Origin of the sequence: Pseudomonas putida (assembly GCF_002741075.1) — a bacterium.
Taxonomy (GTDB): Bacteria; Pseudomonadota; Gammaproteobacteria; order Pseudomonadales; family Pseudomonadaceae; genus Aquipseudomonas; species Aquipseudomonas putida_T.
Genome location: NZ_CP016446.1, coordinates 16,647 through 33,283, shown reverse-complemented (window position 1 = coordinate 33,283; position 16,637 = coordinate 16,647). Strand labels below are relative to the sequence as shown.

Annotated in this window: 22 protein-coding genes; 5 read left to right on the top strand and 17 right to left on the bottom strand. The window is 61.7% G+C overall.

The features are described from left to right. The first annotated feature begins 425 nt into the window (after window positions 1–425). The 4 genes from IEC33019_RS00215 to IEC33019_RS00200 all read left to right on the top strand — a co-directional run bounded on the left by IEC33019_RS00215 (window position 426) and on the right by IEC33019_RS00200 (window position 2,946). Window positions 426–788 (top strand): hypothetical protein, encoded by a 363-nt coding sequence (locus IEC33019_RS00215; RefSeq protein WP_020723543.1) that lies wholly within the window; start codon window positions 426–428, stop codon window positions 786–788. 3 nt (window positions 789–791) lie between these two features. Further along, on the top strand, window positions 792–1,496 hold the full coding sequence (gene stbB / locus IEC33019_RS00210; RefSeq protein ID WP_019692575.1) for a StbB family protein: 705 nt from the start codon (window positions 792–794) through the stop codon (window positions 1,494–1,496). Between the two features lie 18 nt (window positions 1,497–1,514). Beyond that, entirely contained in the window at window positions 1,515–1,898 is a 384-nt protein-coding gene (gene stbC / locus IEC33019_RS00205) for a plasmid stabilization protein StbC (RefSeq protein WP_232881935.1), read from the top strand. A 268-nt stretch (window positions 1,899–2,166) separates the two neighbouring features. Next, the gene (locus tag IEC33019_RS00200) at window positions 2,167–2,946 is read left to right on the top strand and encodes a SprT-like domain-containing protein (protein ID WP_019692577.1); all 780 of its coding nucleotides are present in this window, start codon (window positions 2,167–2,169) and stop codon (window positions 2,944–2,946) included. A gap of 46 nt (window positions 2,947–2,992) precedes the next feature. Here the strand turns inward: IEC33019_RS00200 and IEC33019_RS00195 are convergent, their stop codons facing one another. From IEC33019_RS00195 to IEC33019_RS00125, 15 genes are all read right to left on the bottom strand, one after another. Further along, window positions 2,993–3,238, bottom strand: a complete 246-nt coding sequence (locus IEC33019_RS00195; RefSeq protein WP_015272406.1) for a hypothetical protein — start codon at window positions 3,236–3,238, stop codon at window positions 2,993–2,995. Window positions 3,239–3,298: 60 nt separating this feature from the next. After that, window positions 3,299–3,475: a hypothetical protein gene (locus tag IEC33019_RS27235; RefSeq protein WP_019692578.1), complete on the bottom strand. Its 177-nt coding sequence runs from the start codon at window positions 3,473–3,475 to the stop codon at window positions 3,299–3,301. 70 nt (window positions 3,476–3,545) lie between these two features. Then, window positions 3,546–3,800: a hypothetical protein gene (locus IEC33019_RS00190; protein WP_015272405.1), complete on the bottom strand. Its 255-nt coding sequence runs from the start codon at window positions 3,798–3,800 to the stop codon at window positions 3,546–3,548. Window positions 3,801–4,457: 657 nt separating this feature from the next. Further along, entirely contained in the window at window positions 4,458–4,670 is a 213-nt protein-coding gene (locus IEC33019_RS00185) for a hypothetical protein (protein ID WP_172959791.1), read from the bottom strand. A gap of 47 nt (window positions 4,671–4,717) precedes the next feature. Continuing rightward, on the bottom strand, window positions 4,718–5,068 hold the full coding sequence (locus IEC33019_RS00180; protein ID WP_015272403.1) for a TrfB-related DNA-binding protein: 351 nt from the start codon (window positions 5,066–5,068) through the stop codon (window positions 4,718–4,720). A 60-nt stretch (window positions 5,069–5,128) separates the two neighbouring features. Beyond that, a complete protein-coding gene (locus tag IEC33019_RS00175) occupies window positions 5,129–5,632 on the bottom strand; it encodes a hypothetical protein (RefSeq protein ID WP_015272402.1) in 504 nt (167 codons plus the stop codon). A gap of 16 nt (window positions 5,633–5,648) precedes the next feature. After that, window positions 5,649–6,077 (bottom strand): hypothetical protein, encoded by a 429-nt coding sequence (locus IEC33019_RS00170; RefSeq protein ID WP_015272401.1) that lies wholly within the window; start codon window positions 6,075–6,077, stop codon window positions 5,649–5,651. Between the two features lie 55 nt (window positions 6,078–6,132). Next, the gene (locus IEC33019_RS00165) at window positions 6,133–6,969 is read right to left on the bottom strand and encodes a DUF932 domain-containing protein (protein WP_015272400.1); all 837 of its coding nucleotides are present in this window, start codon (window positions 6,967–6,969) and stop codon (window positions 6,133–6,135) included. Window positions 6,970–7,649: 680 nt separating this feature from the next. Beyond that, window positions 7,650–7,910 carry a hypothetical protein gene (locus IEC33019_RS00160; RefSeq protein WP_015272399.1) on the bottom strand — a complete coding sequence of 87 codons (261 nt, stop codon included), beginning with the start codon at window positions 7,908–7,910 and terminating at the stop codon, window positions 7,650–7,652. Between the two features lie 127 nt (window positions 7,911–8,037). Further along, window positions 8,038–8,199 (bottom strand): hypothetical protein, encoded by a 162-nt coding sequence (locus IEC33019_RS27445; RefSeq protein WP_015272398.1) that lies wholly within the window; start codon window positions 8,197–8,199, stop codon window positions 8,038–8,040. Between the two features lie 6 nt (window positions 8,200–8,205). Next, window positions 8,206–8,643, bottom strand: coding sequence for a type II toxin-antitoxin system VapC family toxin (locus IEC33019_RS00155; protein ID WP_012477632.1), 438 nt, complete (start codon window positions 8,641–8,643; stop codon window positions 8,206–8,208). After that, the gene (vapB, locus tag IEC33019_RS00150; protein ID WP_012477631.1) at window positions 8,640–8,876 is read right to left on the bottom strand and encodes a type II toxin-antitoxin system VapB family antitoxin; all 237 of its coding nucleotides are present in this window, start codon (window positions 8,874–8,876) and stop codon (window positions 8,640–8,642) included. Before vapB ends, IEC33019_RS00155 begins: the two co-directional genes overlap by 4 nt. A 9-nt stretch (window positions 8,877–8,885) precedes the next feature. Further along, window positions 8,886–9,311 carry a DUF192 domain-containing protein gene (locus IEC33019_RS00145; protein ID WP_015272397.1) on the bottom strand — a complete coding sequence of 142 codons (426 nt, stop codon included), beginning with the start codon at window positions 9,309–9,311 and terminating at the stop codon, window positions 8,886–8,888. A 352-nt stretch (window positions 9,312–9,663) separates the two neighbouring features. Next, entirely contained in the window at window positions 9,664–11,085 is a 1,422-nt protein-coding gene (gene ltrA / locus IEC33019_RS00135) for a group II intron reverse transcriptase/maturase (RefSeq protein ID WP_099592740.1), read from the bottom strand. Between the two features lie 767 nt (window positions 11,086–11,852). Continuing rightward, the gene (locus IEC33019_RS00125; RefSeq protein WP_015272395.1) at window positions 11,853–12,503 is read right to left on the bottom strand and encodes a DNA-binding protein; all 651 of its coding nucleotides are present in this window, start codon (window positions 12,501–12,503) and stop codon (window positions 11,853–11,855) included. 194 nt (window positions 12,504–12,697) lie between these two features. Between IEC33019_RS00125 and IEC33019_RS00120 the strand changes: the two genes are divergently transcribed. Beyond that, window positions 12,698–12,910, top strand: coding sequence for a hypothetical protein (locus IEC33019_RS00120; protein WP_099592737.1), 213 nt, complete (start codon window positions 12,698–12,700; stop codon window positions 12,908–12,910). On the opposite strand, the gene IEC33019_RS00115 is transcribed toward IEC33019_RS00120, so the two are convergent. Further along, window positions 12,907–15,873, bottom strand: coding sequence for a Tn3-like element TnAs1 family transposase (locus IEC33019_RS00115; protein WP_027590725.1), 2,967 nt, complete (start codon window positions 15,871–15,873; stop codon window positions 12,907–12,909). The genes IEC33019_RS00120 and IEC33019_RS00115 overlap by 4 nt on opposite strands. Before the next feature lie 3 nt (window positions 15,874–15,876). Beyond that, entirely contained in the window at window positions 15,877–16,437 is a 561-nt protein-coding gene (locus tag IEC33019_RS00110; RefSeq protein WP_015648284.1) for a recombinase family protein, read from the bottom strand. Window positions 16,438–16,637 lie beyond the last annotated feature (200 nt).

Sequence of the window (16,637 nt, the reverse complement as noted above, 5' to 3'; positions counted from 1 at the left end):
TGTCTTACGCAGGTATTACGCTTTTCCGCAAGTCGTTGAAAATGCTTTATTTTTCAACGACTTAGCTACGCGAAGCGTTGCGTATGGTGTATAGCTCGTTAAGGGAAAATACCGCTCTGCTTTTAAGGGAAAAAATAGTCGTCTGCACCCCTCGGAGGCCGCAAAAAAGCGTCCTCCTGATCCCTCACGCGCAGCGTGAGGGCTTTCGCCGCCCAGGGGTGCCACTGAGTACGCTTTGAAGACAACCGAGAGACGACGTGAAGACAACGAAGAGACAAAAAAGGTACTTGCCAGACCAAAAAGGGACGGCTAGAGTACGGATCAGAGACAAAGAGGGGACAAAAGTGCCCGAGGTCGATAACGAGGGGTAAGCGATGCCACTGTCGCGACTAAAACCACGGAGCGATTCGGCCCTGGTGCGGAACATGCTCGGCGAGATCGAGGCCGCACTAACAGCCGGAGCCTCACGGGAGGATGTATGGGAAACGCTCAAAAATGAGCACGGGATGACCATCGGGTTTAACGGGTTTTGCAAGGCGCTGATGCGAGCGAGGGCCGCCAGGCAGGAGCGAGCTGGACCACCAGCGGCGACCACTCCACCACTCCCCCGTCTGGAAAGCGGTGGCCAGGGGAATGACGTGGATTGCGCAATCCAGAAAGCAGAATCCACGCCACCCGAGGCGGGCGCACCCTTAAAGGGCCGCATCGTCACCAGTAGCGATTTTGAGAAAGTCCATACCATGGACTTCTCGGATCTTGATGATAAATATACGGGCAAAAGGAAATAGCGTATGAAACGAGCGATCTTGAACTACAGCGGTAGCATCGGCAAAACCACTATCGCAGCGCACCTGCTCTACCCTCGCATGCCAAGTTCGGTATTCTTTGCCATCGAGTCGATTAACCAGTCTGCTTTGGACCTGGGCATTGCTGAGGTCAAGACCATGCGTGGTCGCGAAGTTGGCGACCTGATCGAAGAGCTGGTACTTGAGGACGTGGCGATTATTGACATTGGCGCGTCGAATATCGAGTCCTTCTTTGAAGCCGGTTCGCGCTACCATGGTTTCATAGATGAAATCGAACAATTCATTGTTCCGGTAACGCCAGAGCAAAAAGCGTGGCAAGAGAGTTTGAAAACTGTAGAAGCGCTGGCGACGATGGGCGTTACGGCTGATCGCATTATTCTGCTGCCGAACCGCATTCAAGATAATCCCGAAACTGAGATCCCGTCGATCTACAACTATGTGAAGAAAACCAAAAAGGCCACTATCAAGCCAGGCGCGTTCCTGTTCGATAGTGATGTATATGGCTATCTCGCTGCTAATAAAATGTCATTCGATCAGTTGATTGGCGATGACACCGACTACAAGGCGCTGGCACGGGCCGAAGCGGATGAGGTCCAGCGCAGCAAGTATGTAAGCCTCTATCGCTGGACAAGTTATGCAAAGCCTATTCGTCAAAACTTGGACGAATGCTACGCCGCTCTGACGGCATAAGCGACCGGAGTACCAGTAATGGATTCTAGGAAACCGAGAGAAGAAGTATTAATTGAGTGGTTCCTGGGCGACTCTAGAGAGATTGTGGTCGATCTCCAAAGCGCGGTTGCGGCGGCCCGCGAGGTCCACCAGTCGATGCAGGAGGCCGGCGCAAGCCTGGCCTCCACGGTCGAGGATGCGCGTGCCGAGCTGGTGACGGCTCACCGGGAGCTGACCGCCGCGATTCGAGAAACCGAGGCGCGGCAGGACAAGGCCCTGGAGAAGCTGGACCGCCAGGCCAAAAGCCTGTTGGCAGCGACCCAGCGCCGGACGGTGTGGGTGGCGGCGGTCTGCGCCGGCATTGCCGGCCTGGCCGGAGGCCTGGGCGGTGCCCTGCTCTTCTACCGTCTGGTTGCCGGCTAGCGCCGGGTTGTGACACACACTGAGGCCGCCGCAAGGCGGCCTCGCCGTTTGTGGGAGTCGCCGCAGGCGCTCCCGTGCGGCAAGCGGAGCGCGCAGCGCCTGGGAACCGGGCGCGGAGGCGAGAGGGATGGAAGCCCGAAGGGGCGAGACGCGGCGCAGCCGTGGCTCGATGCGCAGCACGACAGCCCGCGCCGAAGGCCTCGCCCTGGATTGCGCAATCCACTTCTATTAAACTGGATTGCACAATCCACAAGACAGGATCGTCACCATGTCGCTACTGCCGACTCATGAGGTCTATGCCGAGCTGCAACTGGCGTATGAACACTTCAACGTCCAGCTGTTCGACGGCCAGCTACCGGACTGCCTTATCACCCTCCAGCGTGAACGCCGAACCTACGGCTACTTCTCGCGCAAGCGTTTCGCCCGTCGTAGCGGTGAAATGACCGATGAAATCGCCATGAACCCCGGCTACTTCGCGATTCGCTCATTGCGCAAAACGCTGTCGGTGCTGGCCCATGAAATGGTGCACCTGTGGCAGTTCCACTTTGGCGCGCCTGGCCGGCGTGGCTACCACAACAAGGAATGGGCCGCACGCATGGAAGCCCTGGGCCTGATGCCCAGCAATACCGGCGCACCTGGTGGCAAGCGCCTGGGCGAACAGATGGATCACTACATCATCCCAGGCGGGCGCTTTGACGTGAGCTGTGCGGAGCTGCTGACGCGGGACTTCTCCCTGTCGTGGTACGACCGATTTCCCCCGGAACGACCGCAAATTGACCCGCCGACCGGCTCGAATGGGCGCGGGTTTGTCGATGACGTAGACGGTGAGGACGAAGGCCAGGGGCAAAGCGTGGATCAGGGCGGCGATGACCTGGGGCCGCTGGGTGAGTTGGTCGAGCTGCCGCCCGAGGTGCCGCCGAACCGGTCAAACCGGGTCAAGTACCGGTGCCCGAAGTGCGCAACGCAGGTATGGGGCAAGCCTGAGCTGGCGATTCTCTGCGGTGGTGAACACTGCGGCGGGTCGCCATTCCAGCCGGTCGCACGATGACAAAGGCCCGCGTAAGCGGGCCTTTTGGATTGCGCAATCCACATTTTCAACGGTGGCCAGGTCCTGCGCCTTGGCCTCGATCCCCAGCTTCCCAGCAGGCGGCGGCCTTGCGCAGCAAGCCGGCGCTATCGCGGTGCGCCAGTTCGCCCGGTTTGGTGATGAACGTTGCGGCGGCCTCGTAGAACTCTGCGGCCACTTCCCAATCGTGTTGCAGCTCGGCCTTGCGCGCAGCGGCGGCAAGCGCCTGGCACGTCCTGGCGGCCTTGGTCGGCGTGGTCTGGTGTCCGTACATATCCTGTTCTCCAGCGGGGAGCGCCGGGGCGAAGCCGCGGCGCTCGGTTGGGTAGTGGGGTTAGGCCCGTTTAACAGCCCGTGCGAGGGTCAGAAGGTCGGCGGCCTCCATTAACTGGCCGCGCTCGGCCAGTTGCTGCATGGACGGCACCGGGCGAGCTGGGGCCGCTGCGCGGCGCGCAGAAGCGGCCAGGCGGGCCAGGAAGACACGGAACGAGGGAAGGGCTTGAGTAGCCATAGGTAACTCCTTTTTTCGCAGAGGAAGGCCCGGAGCGGTTGCCGCCGCTGGTATCCGGGCCGGGGTTGGTTTACTTGGTCAGGCGCTCGCTGCGCACAAAGCCTTCGCACATGTCACGGAAGATCGTGGCGTGCATTTCCAGCGGGAACTCCGCGATCACCTCGCGGCGACCGATGCCGCCACGCTGGGCAACGATCATGTACATGGTGACGTTGGATGGGGTCTGGTTCGGGCGAGCCTGATGGGACACTTCAACGGTGAAGCCGCTGAACTCGCGCAGGGCCTCGGCTTCGCTGAAATACAGGATGTGGGTTTCGATAGTCATGGGTTGAATCTCCTTTCGCAGATTGCCCCGGAGCGGTTGCCGCCGCTGGTGTCCGGGGTGTCGAGGCGGTATTGCTTCGACGTGGTTAGTATCTCAAATCGCGGCCCTGTCGTCAACTGTTGGTCAAACAATCTTTGACGAATAATTGACTTGACGCGGCGCGCTTTTCGGAGCTGCTTAGATGCCGAGGTGGGAGCGGGAGGTAAACATAAAGCGCGCCCGCGAAGCGGGTGCAGCCCCGCTTTTGCCCTGGAGCGTAAGTCTCCCCCGGTGGATCTGCTCGTCAGCCTTCGGTTGGTCGCGGTAAGCCCCGACTACCCGGAGCTGGGCCGCCGTCATGGGGACCGTGGAATAGCGGAGCGACCGGAGGGAGTGAGCATATGCCGCGAAAGCCCCTTGACGGCATAGGCCCAGCGGAGGGTAGGCGAATAGGGCTGATAGCGGCCAGCCGAAGGGTGATGAGCACACCCAGGACGCGCAGGGGCGGCAAGGTGGCCAGCAGGCCGCCGCGCAGGCCGACAGGCCGGAGGGCAAGCGGAGCGCGCAGCGCCTGGCGGGCCAGGTGCGCAGGCGAGAGGGATTGAAGCCCGAAGGGGCGAGACACGGCGCAGCTGTGGCTCGATGCGTAGCACGAAAGCCCGGGCCGCAGGCCTCGCACTAGATTTTCTCGCTGGCCAGGTGGTGGAAGTACCAGGCCAATTCGGGACGGCCCCCGCCCATTTGTTGCTTGATCGCAGTCACCAGATCCTCGCGGACTTGGCCGGTCGCTGTTTCCAGGCGCTGGCGGATCTCTGCAACCTCGGCGCTGGCGACCCATTCAAGGCAGGGCAGGTAATCGAGCACGCCCTTTTCCTCTGTTGGTGTAAGCATCTGCAAATCCCTCAGCAGTCAAACTGTCCGTGACAGAAAGGCGCCATCTAGGCCTTTTTCTGTCGGTTAGGTGTCTTCTTTGTGGTCCCTGGTTGGGCCTCCTTTGGCTGCTCATGTTTGGCGGCCATCTGCTTGACCTGCTCGGCTTCCTCGGGGGTGAGCCAGACCATGACGGGCACAAGGCCGACGGTCTGGCGTTCCAGCACGGCGGTTACGCGCTTGATTGCAGCGTGTACAAGCTGCCGCGACTGGCCGATGTTGTTGGCCACCTCGATAGGTTCCTTGCCCTCCACCAGCACCGCCCTGGCAATGTCCAGGGTCTTGGTGGACATGCCCCGGAGCGCAGGCAGGGAAGCGGTCCATTGTTCGGCGGTGTATTTCGGCTGGGTGGGCTGCATTCGCGGTTCCTTACTGTTGGCTGAATGCCCTGCTACCGGCAGGGCTACGGGTCAAGCGTGCTACTGGTTCATTTGCTCGATGAAGCCCCGCGCATGCGCTTCCAGGCGGCGGGCATCTGTGGAACCGGCATGGAGCCGGTGCCGTTTGACGCCCTGGGCGGTGGCTTTCCAGATGACGTAAAACGTCCCCTCGTTGTTGCGCTCGATACTAATGGCAACGCCCTGGTCACTGGTACCAACCTTGGCGGCGACTGCCGCCACGGTTTCGCTTTCCAGTGTCTGGCGGTCCCATATCAGCAGGGGCACAAACTGCGGGTCGTTGATCGCGTCGGCTGTCTCCAGGCCGCCCGCATCGCACAACCACGCTTCGTCGTCATCGTCCCAGGCTTCGGCGGTGATCGGAAACATCCACGCCAGAAGTGGCCGACCGTCCTGCACCTGGCAGGCGTAAAGCTGGTCAGAGTCGAGCAGAAACGCCACGCAATCCCCAGGGATGAGCAGGCCATGCCCAGGGTTGGCCTTGAGTAACGATCGGTAGGCTTCCAACGTGCGTTCGTAAGTCATGGTCGGTTCCTCGATCTTAGGCCTTGGCCACGGCCAGGGAGTGGGTAGCGATGCGGCGCATGATGAGCAGGTGGGGCAGGGTGGCCAGGCCCGTCAAGGTCCAGTAGCGCCCGCCCCACTGGGCAAAAATGGTCGTCATGTTGCCGTGGTCCAGGTCGGCCAGCTTGAACGACGCGCCCAGCTCGTCGGCGTGGTAGTCGATGACGGGGCGCTGCGAAAGGTTGAACTCGAAACGGGCGGCGGTCGTGCGTGCCGGTGGCGTGCCATAGGCGCGTTCTTGATCGATCAAAAACGCCTCTTCGTCGCCCAGGATGGCGCCGGGGTAACGCACGCGCAGCTCGGGCAGCATCAGCCCGGAATGCTGGGCCATCCACATGTTTGGCCCGATCTGGCGGGCATAGTCGATGATCGCGGTATGGCCAGGGACATAGAAGACTTTGCACATGGTTCGATCCTCCAAGGGCGGGGGAAAGCCGGGCGTTTAACGCCCGGCTCGCCAGTTACGCGGCGGCTTGACCGCTGCGCAGGGCCTGGGCCAGTACCCACAAGGCGCGATTGAGTTTCACGTCTTGGTCAATGCCGTTAACGGCGCGGGTAGTTGTCCGGCGTCCTTGCTTGTTGCGGCCACGCAAGCCGCCCTTGATGGTGTTTTCCTGCACGCGGTTGAACGTGGTCCAGAGATCGCTTGCGCGGTCTTCGGCACGGCGCGGCATCAGCAGTTGCGACGGCGTGACCGGGGCAGGGCCTTCGGATGGGTCGTAGCGGTAGGCCAGGGCCGCCATGGCGAACGCTTCTTGCTCTTCCTGGCGCAAGTGGTAGTGCTGCATGTCGTCAAGGTTGGCGTCGATCTGCTCGAACTGGCCCAGCACCTCATAGGCACCTTCGATAACGTCGTTAACAACGTCAATGCGGCCGCTGTGGCGCACTTTCTGATCCATCGCCATGTCGCCCAGGACCAGCCCGTTAGCGCACACGAAACGGAACTTGCCGGCCATCATCTGGTAGCTGCTGCTGCCGTCGTGGCTGTTCAGCAGAATGATTTCGTTCGCTTCCTTGCTCATGATGTTGCTGGCATGGCGCAGGCGAATCATGTGCTTGGTGTGCTCGCGTTTGTCGGTGTTGCGGACGCGGGTCTGGCACGCCATGAACGGCTGAAAACCTTCTGTGCGCAGCGCATCGAGCACCTTGACGGTTGGAATGTACAGGTAACGTTCCGAACGGCTGTCGTGCGCTTCCTCGGCAAAGATCGAGGGCGCCACGCGGGCAATCTCGTCATTGGTCAGAGGGGCATCGCTGCGGATCATGCACGGATTACGGAAGTTGCTGGAAAGACGCATTTTTGTATCTCCTTCGCAGATTCCCCGGAGCGGTTGCTGCCGCTGGTGTCCGGGGTGTCGAGGCGGTATTGCTTCGACGTGGTTAGTATCTCAAATCGGGGCGCTGTCGTCAACTGTTGGTCAAACAATCTTTGACTAATAATTGACTTGACGCGGCGCGCTTTTCGGAGCTGCTTAGATGCCGAGGTGGGAGCGGGAGGTAAACATAAAGCGCGCCCGCGAAGCGGGTGCAGCCCCGCTTTTGCCCTGGAGCGTGAATCTCCCCCGGTGGATCTGCTCGTCAGCCTTCGGTTGGTCGCGGTAAGCCCCGACTACCCGGAGCTGGGCCGCCGTCATGGGGACCGTGGAATAGCGGAGCGACCGAAGGGAGTGAGCATATGCCGCGAAAGCCCCTTGACGGCATAGGCCCAGCGGAGGGTAGGCGATTAGGGCTGATAGCGGCCAGCCGGAGGGTGATGAGCACACCCAGGACGCGCAGGGGCGGCAAGGTGGCCAGCAGGCCGCCGCGCAGGCCGGCAGGCCGGAGGGCAAGCGGAGCGCGCAGCGCCTGGCGGGCCAGGTGCGCAGGCGAGAGGGATTGAAGCCCGAAGGGGCGAGACGCGGCGTAGCTGTGGCTCGATGCGTAGCACGAAAGCCCGGGCCGCAGGCCTCGCGCTATGCCTCGGATGACGGCAGGGCGATCACTCGCCGGCACCCTGCTCCAGCTCCAGCAAGCGCGCTGTGGCAGCCTGCTCGATCAACAAATACAGGCGCTCAACCTGCTGTTGTTCCAGCGCTTTCAACAATTCCAGGGCCTCCACCATGCCCTCGGCGCGGGCCTGGGAAATCAAGCAATTCGCCGCGCTGGTGGCGGTGTTCACTTCGGCCAGGCGCCTGCGCAATACAACCTGATAGCTCGGCGGCAGGATCAGGCCAGGCATCAACTCCTGTTCGTTTCGCATACCGGCCTCCCTCAGTTTTCGCCGACGACCTGGCGCACTTCGGCCATAACCTTGTTCCACTCGTCCACCGCATCAAACATCGCGCCGACCGCTGCCAAGGCGTGCTGTTGCTTGGTGTAAGTGCGGTTCATGTGCTCGGGTCGGCAAGCTGGGCCAGGCCGGTGAGCTGCCACCAGGCTGAGGTAAAGCCGTCGCTACGTTCGGGGCCATTGGGCAGGGTAAGCGCACCTTTCAACTGAGTGAGGTGCAGTTGGGCGCAATCAATGATGGCTTGTTCCAGTTCGGTCATGGCGTATCAACTCTTGGTAATGGCGGGTTGGGTCCAGTCCTCAAGGACTAGGCCAGGAACGCGAGCAAATTCGCGAGTGTTGTTCGTGACCAGAACACACCCAGCGGCCAGGGCATGGCCGGCTATCGCTGCATCGTTGTTGCCAATGGGCGTACCCAGGCGGGCGAGGGCGGTGCGGATCTGCGTTGTTTGATCTACGGCGGCGGCGTCCCAGGACAGGATGGCGTCCAGGCGCTGGATGAAGGCATCGACCATCGCTGCAACCTTGGGCGATGCCTTGGGGTTGGCGGCCCCGAAACGCATTTCGGAGTAGGTGATGGCCGAAACGACAATCCGGTGCTGATTAGTGACTGCCTGTTCCAGCTTGGCCAGCACCGCGTCGGGGCGCTCGCGCATGATGAACGAACAGATGTTCGTATCGAGCATGTACGTCTTTTTGCTCATGTGAAGTCACCCAGGAAACGGTCTTCCTCGATCACATCCTTTCGCTCGGTCAGAAAGTCAGGATCTGCGGCCGCCACGTCGCGCAACGATGCCCAGGAGGGGCGCACAGGGCGCAGGATCAGCGTTTCGCCGTCGCGGATAATCTCCAGCTCGGAAACGCCCTGGTACTCCATATCCCGAGGGATGCGGATCGCCTGGTTTCGGCTGTTCATGAAAATGGAAACGGTACGCATGGGAACCTCCTACAAGTTGAAACACGTTGAGGCGGTGATGGTGCTGCCGCGCTCGATGCCCAGGTTTGCAAGCTGGCCGCGTGGCACCTCGATAATGCCGAGGGCGGGCCGCAATGATGAATGCTTGGCGGTTGTGTGTGGCTCCAGCTCTTGTACGCTCTGGATAACCCCATCTGCTCCGATCCAAGCCGCGTCTAATGGGGCAGGGGTGTTCTTCATCCACACAAATCGCACTGCCGGCGTAGTCCAGAGAAACAGCATGCCTCGCCCTGGATCTGGCCGCCCGGCGAGGCCCTGCGCCTGTGCGGCTTCGGTGGTGGCCACGGGTAGGTCGAGTGTCGCGCCATTCTGGAACGACAACCGGCAATCATCGCTATAAGCCGGTGTGGTGAGCACGGCCCCCAAAAGCAACGCAGGTAAGCAGCGGTTGAGCATCGGAACCTCCTTCAATCTCCAAGAGAATCCTAGCATATGGCAAGCATATGTCAATTGAGCAATTGAGCGCGCTGGGGTGCGTCGTTATACTGCGGGCATGCGCTCCTTCGCAGAGCACTAGAAGCCCGTTTTGCATTGCTGTGCAGCGGGCTTCGCCATTTCTGGCCCTCCTGTAATCCCTCCCCAAGAATCCCTGAATCTTCGTAGAGCCTGGTGCGTGTGGCTGACTAGCGAGGCTTGCCCGAGTCTGTCCGGTGCGAGTGGCGGGCGGCTGCCGGCAGATCGAGTAGGAGGCGGATTCACACCCGCCGTCCTCTCACACCACCGTGCGTACGGTTCCGTACACGGCGGTTCAAGCTATGCGGCTAAGCCGGTTGATCGTATCCAGTATCGAGACCAGTCCGAGTCGATCCCATAGCTTCTTCGGCAGCGCCTGATTCATATGTGGCGCCCCCGAGTTCCACCACGGGCCTCGGCCGTTATAGGCCGATTTACAGGCACGCTCTTCGCTTAAGCCCAGACGCATCAGGTTGCGCGCCCTCGTAGAGGGCTGCTTCCATTGGCGCCAGATGGCACAGCGGAGTTTGTGCCTGATCCAGCCATCCAGCTCCTCAAGTGGCCGTTTGCTCTGGCTGAGCTTGAAGTAACCCGCCCAGCCTCGTAGTACAGGGTTTATCCGCTCGATGGTATTCATCACCTTGCGACCCCGTGCACCGCGTAGCAGCCCTGCGAGCCGGTCGCGCAGGCGACCCAGGCTCATCGTTGCCACCCGCAGCCTTGGCTGCTGATGCCAGCTCATCCCATAGCCCAAGTAGTCACACTTCCAGGCTCTCGCGACTCGACTCTTCTTCTGATTCACCGTCAGTTTCAAACGTTGTTTCAGGAAGCGCTCGACACTGGCCAGTACCCGTTCGCCAGCCCGAGAACTGCGCACATACATGTTCGCGTCATCGGCATAGCGCACGAAGCGATGGCCCCGCCGCTCCAGTTCGCGGTCAAGTTCATCGAGCAGGATATTCGATAACAACGGCGAAAGTGGCCCGCCTTGCGGCGTCCCCTCTTGCCGTTGGCTGACGATCCCGCCCAACATGACCCCGGCCTCAAGGTAGCGACGGATCAGTCTGAGCACACTCTTGTCTTCGATACGGCGTTCGATACACGCCATCAGGATGTCGTGATTGACCCGATCGAAGAACTTCTCCAGATCGATTTCCACGCACCACCGGTGCCCCGAAGCCACATGGGCACGGGCCATCTCGACGGCTTGGTGAGCACTTCTGCCCGGACGAAAGCCGTAGCTGTAGTCCGAGAACAGCGGATCGAAGAGGGGCGTAAGTTGTTGTAGCAAAGCCTGCTGGATCAGGCGATCCACGACACTGGGAATACCCAGTTGCCGGCTACCGCCTTGCGGTTTGGGGATTTCGACCGCCCGCACGGCTTGGGGATGGTATTCACCGGCATGCAGCCGGGCTTTGAGGATCGGCCAATACTGGTTCACATAGCCCGCCAAGTCGGCGACCGTCATGCCATCGGCACCCGGCGCTCCCTTATTGCTGACTACACGTTTATACGCACGCCTGAGGTTGGCCGGTGCAAGCACCCGCTCCATTAGCGTGTCCGGCTCCGCGTTCGTCCACGTCGATGACGTCGTCGGCACCTTTGCACTGTCAGGCATCATCCTCGGCTTCTGGCCGGGACTCGGGGTGACAGTTTCCTGGACGGGAAATTTCTGCATTACGGCTACCCACGAGACAGTGACGCCTACTGGCGGCATAACCTGTTCGGCCCTTGGTGGCTTGGTTAACCGCCACTTATTACGGCTTCGGCTGACTTCTGCACGCTCATCCCGTCGCCTCTCGACGCGCGGTAGCACCGTGGCAAACGTGCAGATCTCCCAGGGTAATTCGCGCGACCTTCCTGCTTATGCCTGTCGGATCTACGTCGTAGCGTTCCGTGCAAGTATTGGGCTTTGACGATTTGCGCCGTCTTACCCCGCTACGCCGCCTGATCCGCTTCCTGTTCGTCAGGCCAGCATTTTGCCTCGGGCTTCCTTCAGATTCGCAGTCGCCCGCGACACCCTTGCCTCTGGCTAACACTTCCCCTTGCCGGGTGTGTAGAGGACTTTCACCTCCAAGTCACCCGCTTGGCCACCACAGCCAAACGAGTTGCGCTAACGCGCAACGCGCCATGCCTGGCGCACGCAAGAAAAAGCCCGCATCGCGGGCTTGGGGAAGTGCTGATACCGATCAACTCATTAAGTCGGTGATGGTTCGGCCCAGGTTGATAGCGAACAAGAGCAGGGTTAAAACCCAGTACAATGGCAGGCGCTTATCCTTGGCGCTGTAACCCTCGCTGAATCTGTTTTGAGGCGCCGTCGAGGCGTACAGAGCGCCCCGAAAGCCTTTGGGAATGACTACGACAAAGGCGAACAGTAGCCAATCGAAGCCCGTCTCTTGCATGGGGCCGTGATAAGCCAGCCACGCGGCAAAGCCAATCCAGATTAGTGCTATCCATGTGATTGATCTCCCTTTCGTTTGTGGGTTACTTGCCCTTCTTAGCCAGGCCAAGCTGTTTTTCCAGAGCCTCTACCTGACCTTCGGCGCGTGCTGCGCGGTCCAGGGCCTGGCGTTCGCTCTTGCGTGCCTCGATAGCTTCGGAGTCCTTTTCGTTGGCCCTGGTGACAGCCCGGTGGATCTCCTGGGCGCTGTGGTCCTTCTGGTGCTTCAACTCCAGCTCGGCACGTTCTTCCAGGGCGTGATAGTTGGCCTGTAGCTCGCGGTACAGCGCTGCGGTTTCCTCCAGGCCCGCGATCTTGGCGCGCAGGTCGTGCAGCTCTGCATCCATGCTATCAGCTAGGGCAATCGCTTCCTCGGCCTGCTCGCGGATCTGCGCGGCATTCTCTTCGATCACTCGGCGCTTTCCGTCCAGGGCCTGGTCGGCAGCAACACGGGCCAGGTTCCAGATATCGGCGCCGAAGTTCTCCAGCAACTGGGCCAGGGCAGGTGGTGGTGGGTCGATGAGTGGCTGGGCCTCTTGCTGCTTGCGGTTCTTCCACTCGCTCATGGCCTCCTGAATGGTCGTAAAGCTGCCGACGCCACCCAGGCGCTTGCGCACGTTGGCCAGGGTGGGCTTAGTGCCGTCAGCGTCCAGTTCGTCGGCGGCCTTCCAGATCATTTCCTTGGTGAGTGCCATGGGGCGTGCTCCTTTGTATGTTGTAGCGTGTAGTATTATACAACATACTACAAAATACAATACAGCCTAACGCGGCCAGTTGGCCTTGTTGGCTCCGCTCCAGCGCGGCGGGCGAGCCACCGCACCAGAGCGCAGCAGCCGTTCGATTCCACCCTCCTATACTTCAATGCCCCGCCTCCATAGGAGTTGCTGCCATGTATGACGACCAGCCACCCTTCGCACCGTTGCCTCCTAAGAATGACTGCCCGGACGGCATGAGCCACGACCGCACGGTCTACTACGGCATGGCGCAGGGCTTGCTGTCGGCCCTGTTCGTTTCGGGGATCATCAAGCCGTTTGACTATGAGCAACGCCGCGCTGGACTGGTGTGGGGGAGCCCGCAGAATTCGGAAAAAATCGTACGCTAAGGTTTTCCGGGCATTCGTAGCGGGCGGAACTTACCGTCTTCCAGCCTGCGGCTCTGCCGCCAGACGTAATCGCCAGTCAGGTTGATGTGCTCCCAGCCCAGCGGCGACAGGTATTGCAGCAGCTCGCCGTCTACCGGCTTGCCCGTGTCGCCCATCGCCTGGGTGGCGCGCTCCAGGTACACCGTGTTCCACAGCACGATGGCCGCCGTCACCAGGTTGAGGCCGCTGGCCCGATAGCGCTGCTGCTCGAAGCTCCGATCCCTGATCTCACCGAGGCGGTTGAAGAACACCGCCCTGGCCAGGGAGTTGCGCGCTTCCCCCTTGTTCAATCCGGCATGCACGCGGCGGCGCAGCTCGACGCTCTGCAACCAGTCGAGGATGAACAGCGTGCGCTCGATCCGGCCCAGCTCGCGCAGGGCCACGGCCAGGCCGTTCTGGCGCGGATAGCTGCCGAGCTTGCGCAGCATCAGCGAGGCGGTGACCGTGCCCTGCTTGATCGAGCTGGCCAGGCGCAGGATGTCGTCCCAATGGGCGCGGACGTGCTTGATGTTCAGGGTGCCGCCGATCAGCGGGCGCAGCGTCGGGTAGGCCTGCACGACCTGCGGCACGTACAGTTTGGTTTCGCCGAGGTCGCGGATGCGTGGCGCGAAGCGGAAGCCCAGCAGGTGCATCAGGGCAAAGACGTGATCGGTGAAGCCGGCCGTGTCGGTGTAGTGCTCCTCGATCCGTAGATCGGACTCGTGGTACAGCAAGCCGTCGAGCACATAGGTGGAATCGCGCACGCCGACATTCACCACGCGGGTGCTGAACGGCGCGTACTGGTCGGAGATGTGGGTGTAGAACAGCCGTCCCGGCTCGCTGCCGTACTTCGGGTTGACGTGCCCGGTGCTTTCGCCCCGGCCGCCTGCGCGGAAGCGCTGGCCATCGGAGGATGAGGTGGTGCCGTCGCCCCAGTGGGCGGCGAAGGCATGGTGGTACTGGTGGTTGACCAGCTCGGCCAGGGCCGCCGAGTAGGTTTCGTCGCGGATGTGCCAGGCTTGCAGCCAGGACAGCTTGGCGTAGGTCAGGCCGGGGCTCGACTCGGCCATCTTGGTCAGCCCGAGGTTGATCGCATCACCGAGGATTGCGGACAGCAGCAACGTCCGGTCTTTGGTCTCGGCACCGTCCTTCAGGTGGGTGAAGTGGCGGCTGAAGCCCGTCCAGTCGTCCACGTCCATCAGCAGTTCGGTGATCTTGATGCGCGGCAGCAACTGGCTGGTCTGGTCGATCAGCGCCTGCGCCCGATCCGGCACCGCAGAATCCAGTGGGGTGATCTTCAGCCCGGACTCGGTGAGGATGGCATCGGGCAACTCGTTGTCCTTGGCCAGGCGGGTGACGATGGCCAACTGCTCGTCCAGCAGCTGTAAACGCTCTTCCAGGTACTGGTCGCTGTTCGGGTTGATCGCCAGGGGCAGGGCCTGCTCGTGCTTGAGCGCGGCGAACTTCTCTGCCGGCAGCAGATAGTCGTCGAAGTCGCGGAACTGCCGCGAGCCTTTGACCCAGATGTCGCCGGAGCGCAGGGCATTTTTCAGTTCGGACAGGGCGCAGATTTCGTAGAAGCGCCGGTCGAGGCCTTCCGGGGTGATCACCAGCGGCTTCCAGCGCGGCTTGATGAAGTCTGTGAGCGCATCGGCCGGCACCTTGCGCAAGTTGTCGGCGTTCATCTCGCGCAGGGTCTGCACGGCTGCCAGCACGCCTTGCGCGGCCGGTGCGGCGCGCAGTTCCAGTACCTCCAGCAGGGCCGGCGTGTAGCGGCGCAGGGTGGCGAAGTTCTCGCCGACCAGGTGCAGATGATCGAAGCCCTCCGGCCGGGCCAGCAGCTCGGCCTCGCTGACGCTCTCGGTGAACTCATCCCAGGGAATCACCGCCTCGATGGCCGCGTAGGGATCGCTGCCGCTTTCCTTGGCTTCCAGCAGAGCCTGGCCGATTTTTGAGTACAGGCGCACCTTGTCGTTGATCGCCTTGCCCTGCTTCTGGAACTGCTGCTGATGCTTGTGCTTCGCGCTGCTGAACAGCTTGACCAGGATACGGTCATGCAAATCGACCAGTTCATCAATCACGGTCGCGGTGCTCTCCAGCACCACGGCGGCCAGGGTCGCGTAACGTCGCTGCGGCTCGAACTTGCCGAGGTCTTTGGGCGTCATCTGCCCACCCTCGCGGGCCAGCTTGAGCAGGCGGTTCTGGTGGATGTGCCGGCCCAGGCCTTCGGGCAAGTCCACCAGCTGAAATGTCTTCAGCCGCTCGATGTGTTCAAGCATGTGCCGGGAGTTGGGTTTCAGCGGTGCCTGTCGCAGCCAGGTCAACCAGGTGATGCTGCTGCCGGCCTTGAGCTTCAACAGCTCGTCCAGCTTGGCCCGATGCGAGTCCGTGAGTGGTTCGACCAGGGCGCGGTAGACCCGCCGATTGGCCCGCGCAATGGCCTCCGAGCAGGCCCGGTCGATCACGCTCAGCGCCGGCAGGATGCGCCGCTTCTGCCGCAGGCTCTCCAGCGCCTGACCGGCCAGCAGCAAGCTCTTGTCGGTTTGCTGGGCCAGCTCGGTCAATTCGCGCACCAGGACGCGGAAGTCCGACAGGCCGAATGGAGCCAGTTGCAGGTAGGTGCGCAGTTCCTGGGCGTGCTCGCGGCGAGTCACGTCCCGCTCGCCGTACTTCGCCCAGCTCGCCGGCTCGGCCTGAACCTGCTTGGCCACCCACAGGATGACCGGCTCGGGCAGCTCGCTGTCGGTGCCCAGCGCATAGCCGGGGTAGCGCAGCAGGCAGAGCTGCACCGCGAAGCCCAGGCGGTTGGCGTCGCCGCGCCGCTGACGGATCAGCGACAGGTCGGAATCGTTGAAGGTGTAGTAGCGGATCAGGTCATCCTGGCTTTCCGGCAACGCAAGCAGGGTGTCCCGCTCCGTGGCCGAGAGGATCAAGCGACGCGGCATGTATCAGTCGTCCGTGCGGAGGTACTGGTAGAGGGTTTCCCGGCTGATGTTGAACTCGCGGGCAAGCTGCGCCTTGGGCTCGCCGGCAGCCGCCCGCTGCCGCAGGGTAGCAGCCTGCTCGTCGGACAGGGCCTTCTTGCGGCCCCGGTACGCGCCGCGCTGCTTGGCCAGGGCGATGCCTTCGCGCTGCCGCTCACGGATCAGGGCGCGCTCGAACTCGGCGAAGGCCCCCATGACCGACAACATGAGGTTGGCCATCGGCGAGTCCTCGCCGGTGAACACCAGGCCTTCCTTCAAGAACTCGATGCGCACACCGCGCTTGGTCAGCTTCTGCACCAGGCGGCGCAAATCATCGAGGTTTCGTGCCAGGCGATCCATGCTGTGCACCACCACGGTATCGCCTTCGCGGACGAAACCGAGCATGGCCTCCAGCTGTGGACGCTGGGTGTCCTTGCCCGAGGCTTTGTCGGTGAACAGCTTGCCGATCTCGACCTGCTCAAGTTGGCGTTCCGGGTTCTGGTCGTAACTGCTGACCCGGACGTAACCGATGCGTTGTCCCTGCAAGATGCCTCCATGGGCTGGATGGGCGGCAGGGCTTACGTTGGTTTTTGGTTCCATTGCGCCCTAAGCCTTGAATTTGTCAGGCTGAAATCTGTGACCTTGGCAAGCAGGTGTCAAAGAATATGAAAGTAGACTCTATTCTGACGGTGCGGCGCGGCCTTTCCTGACATCCAGTTAGGGTATACCCTATCCGTACACCCTGA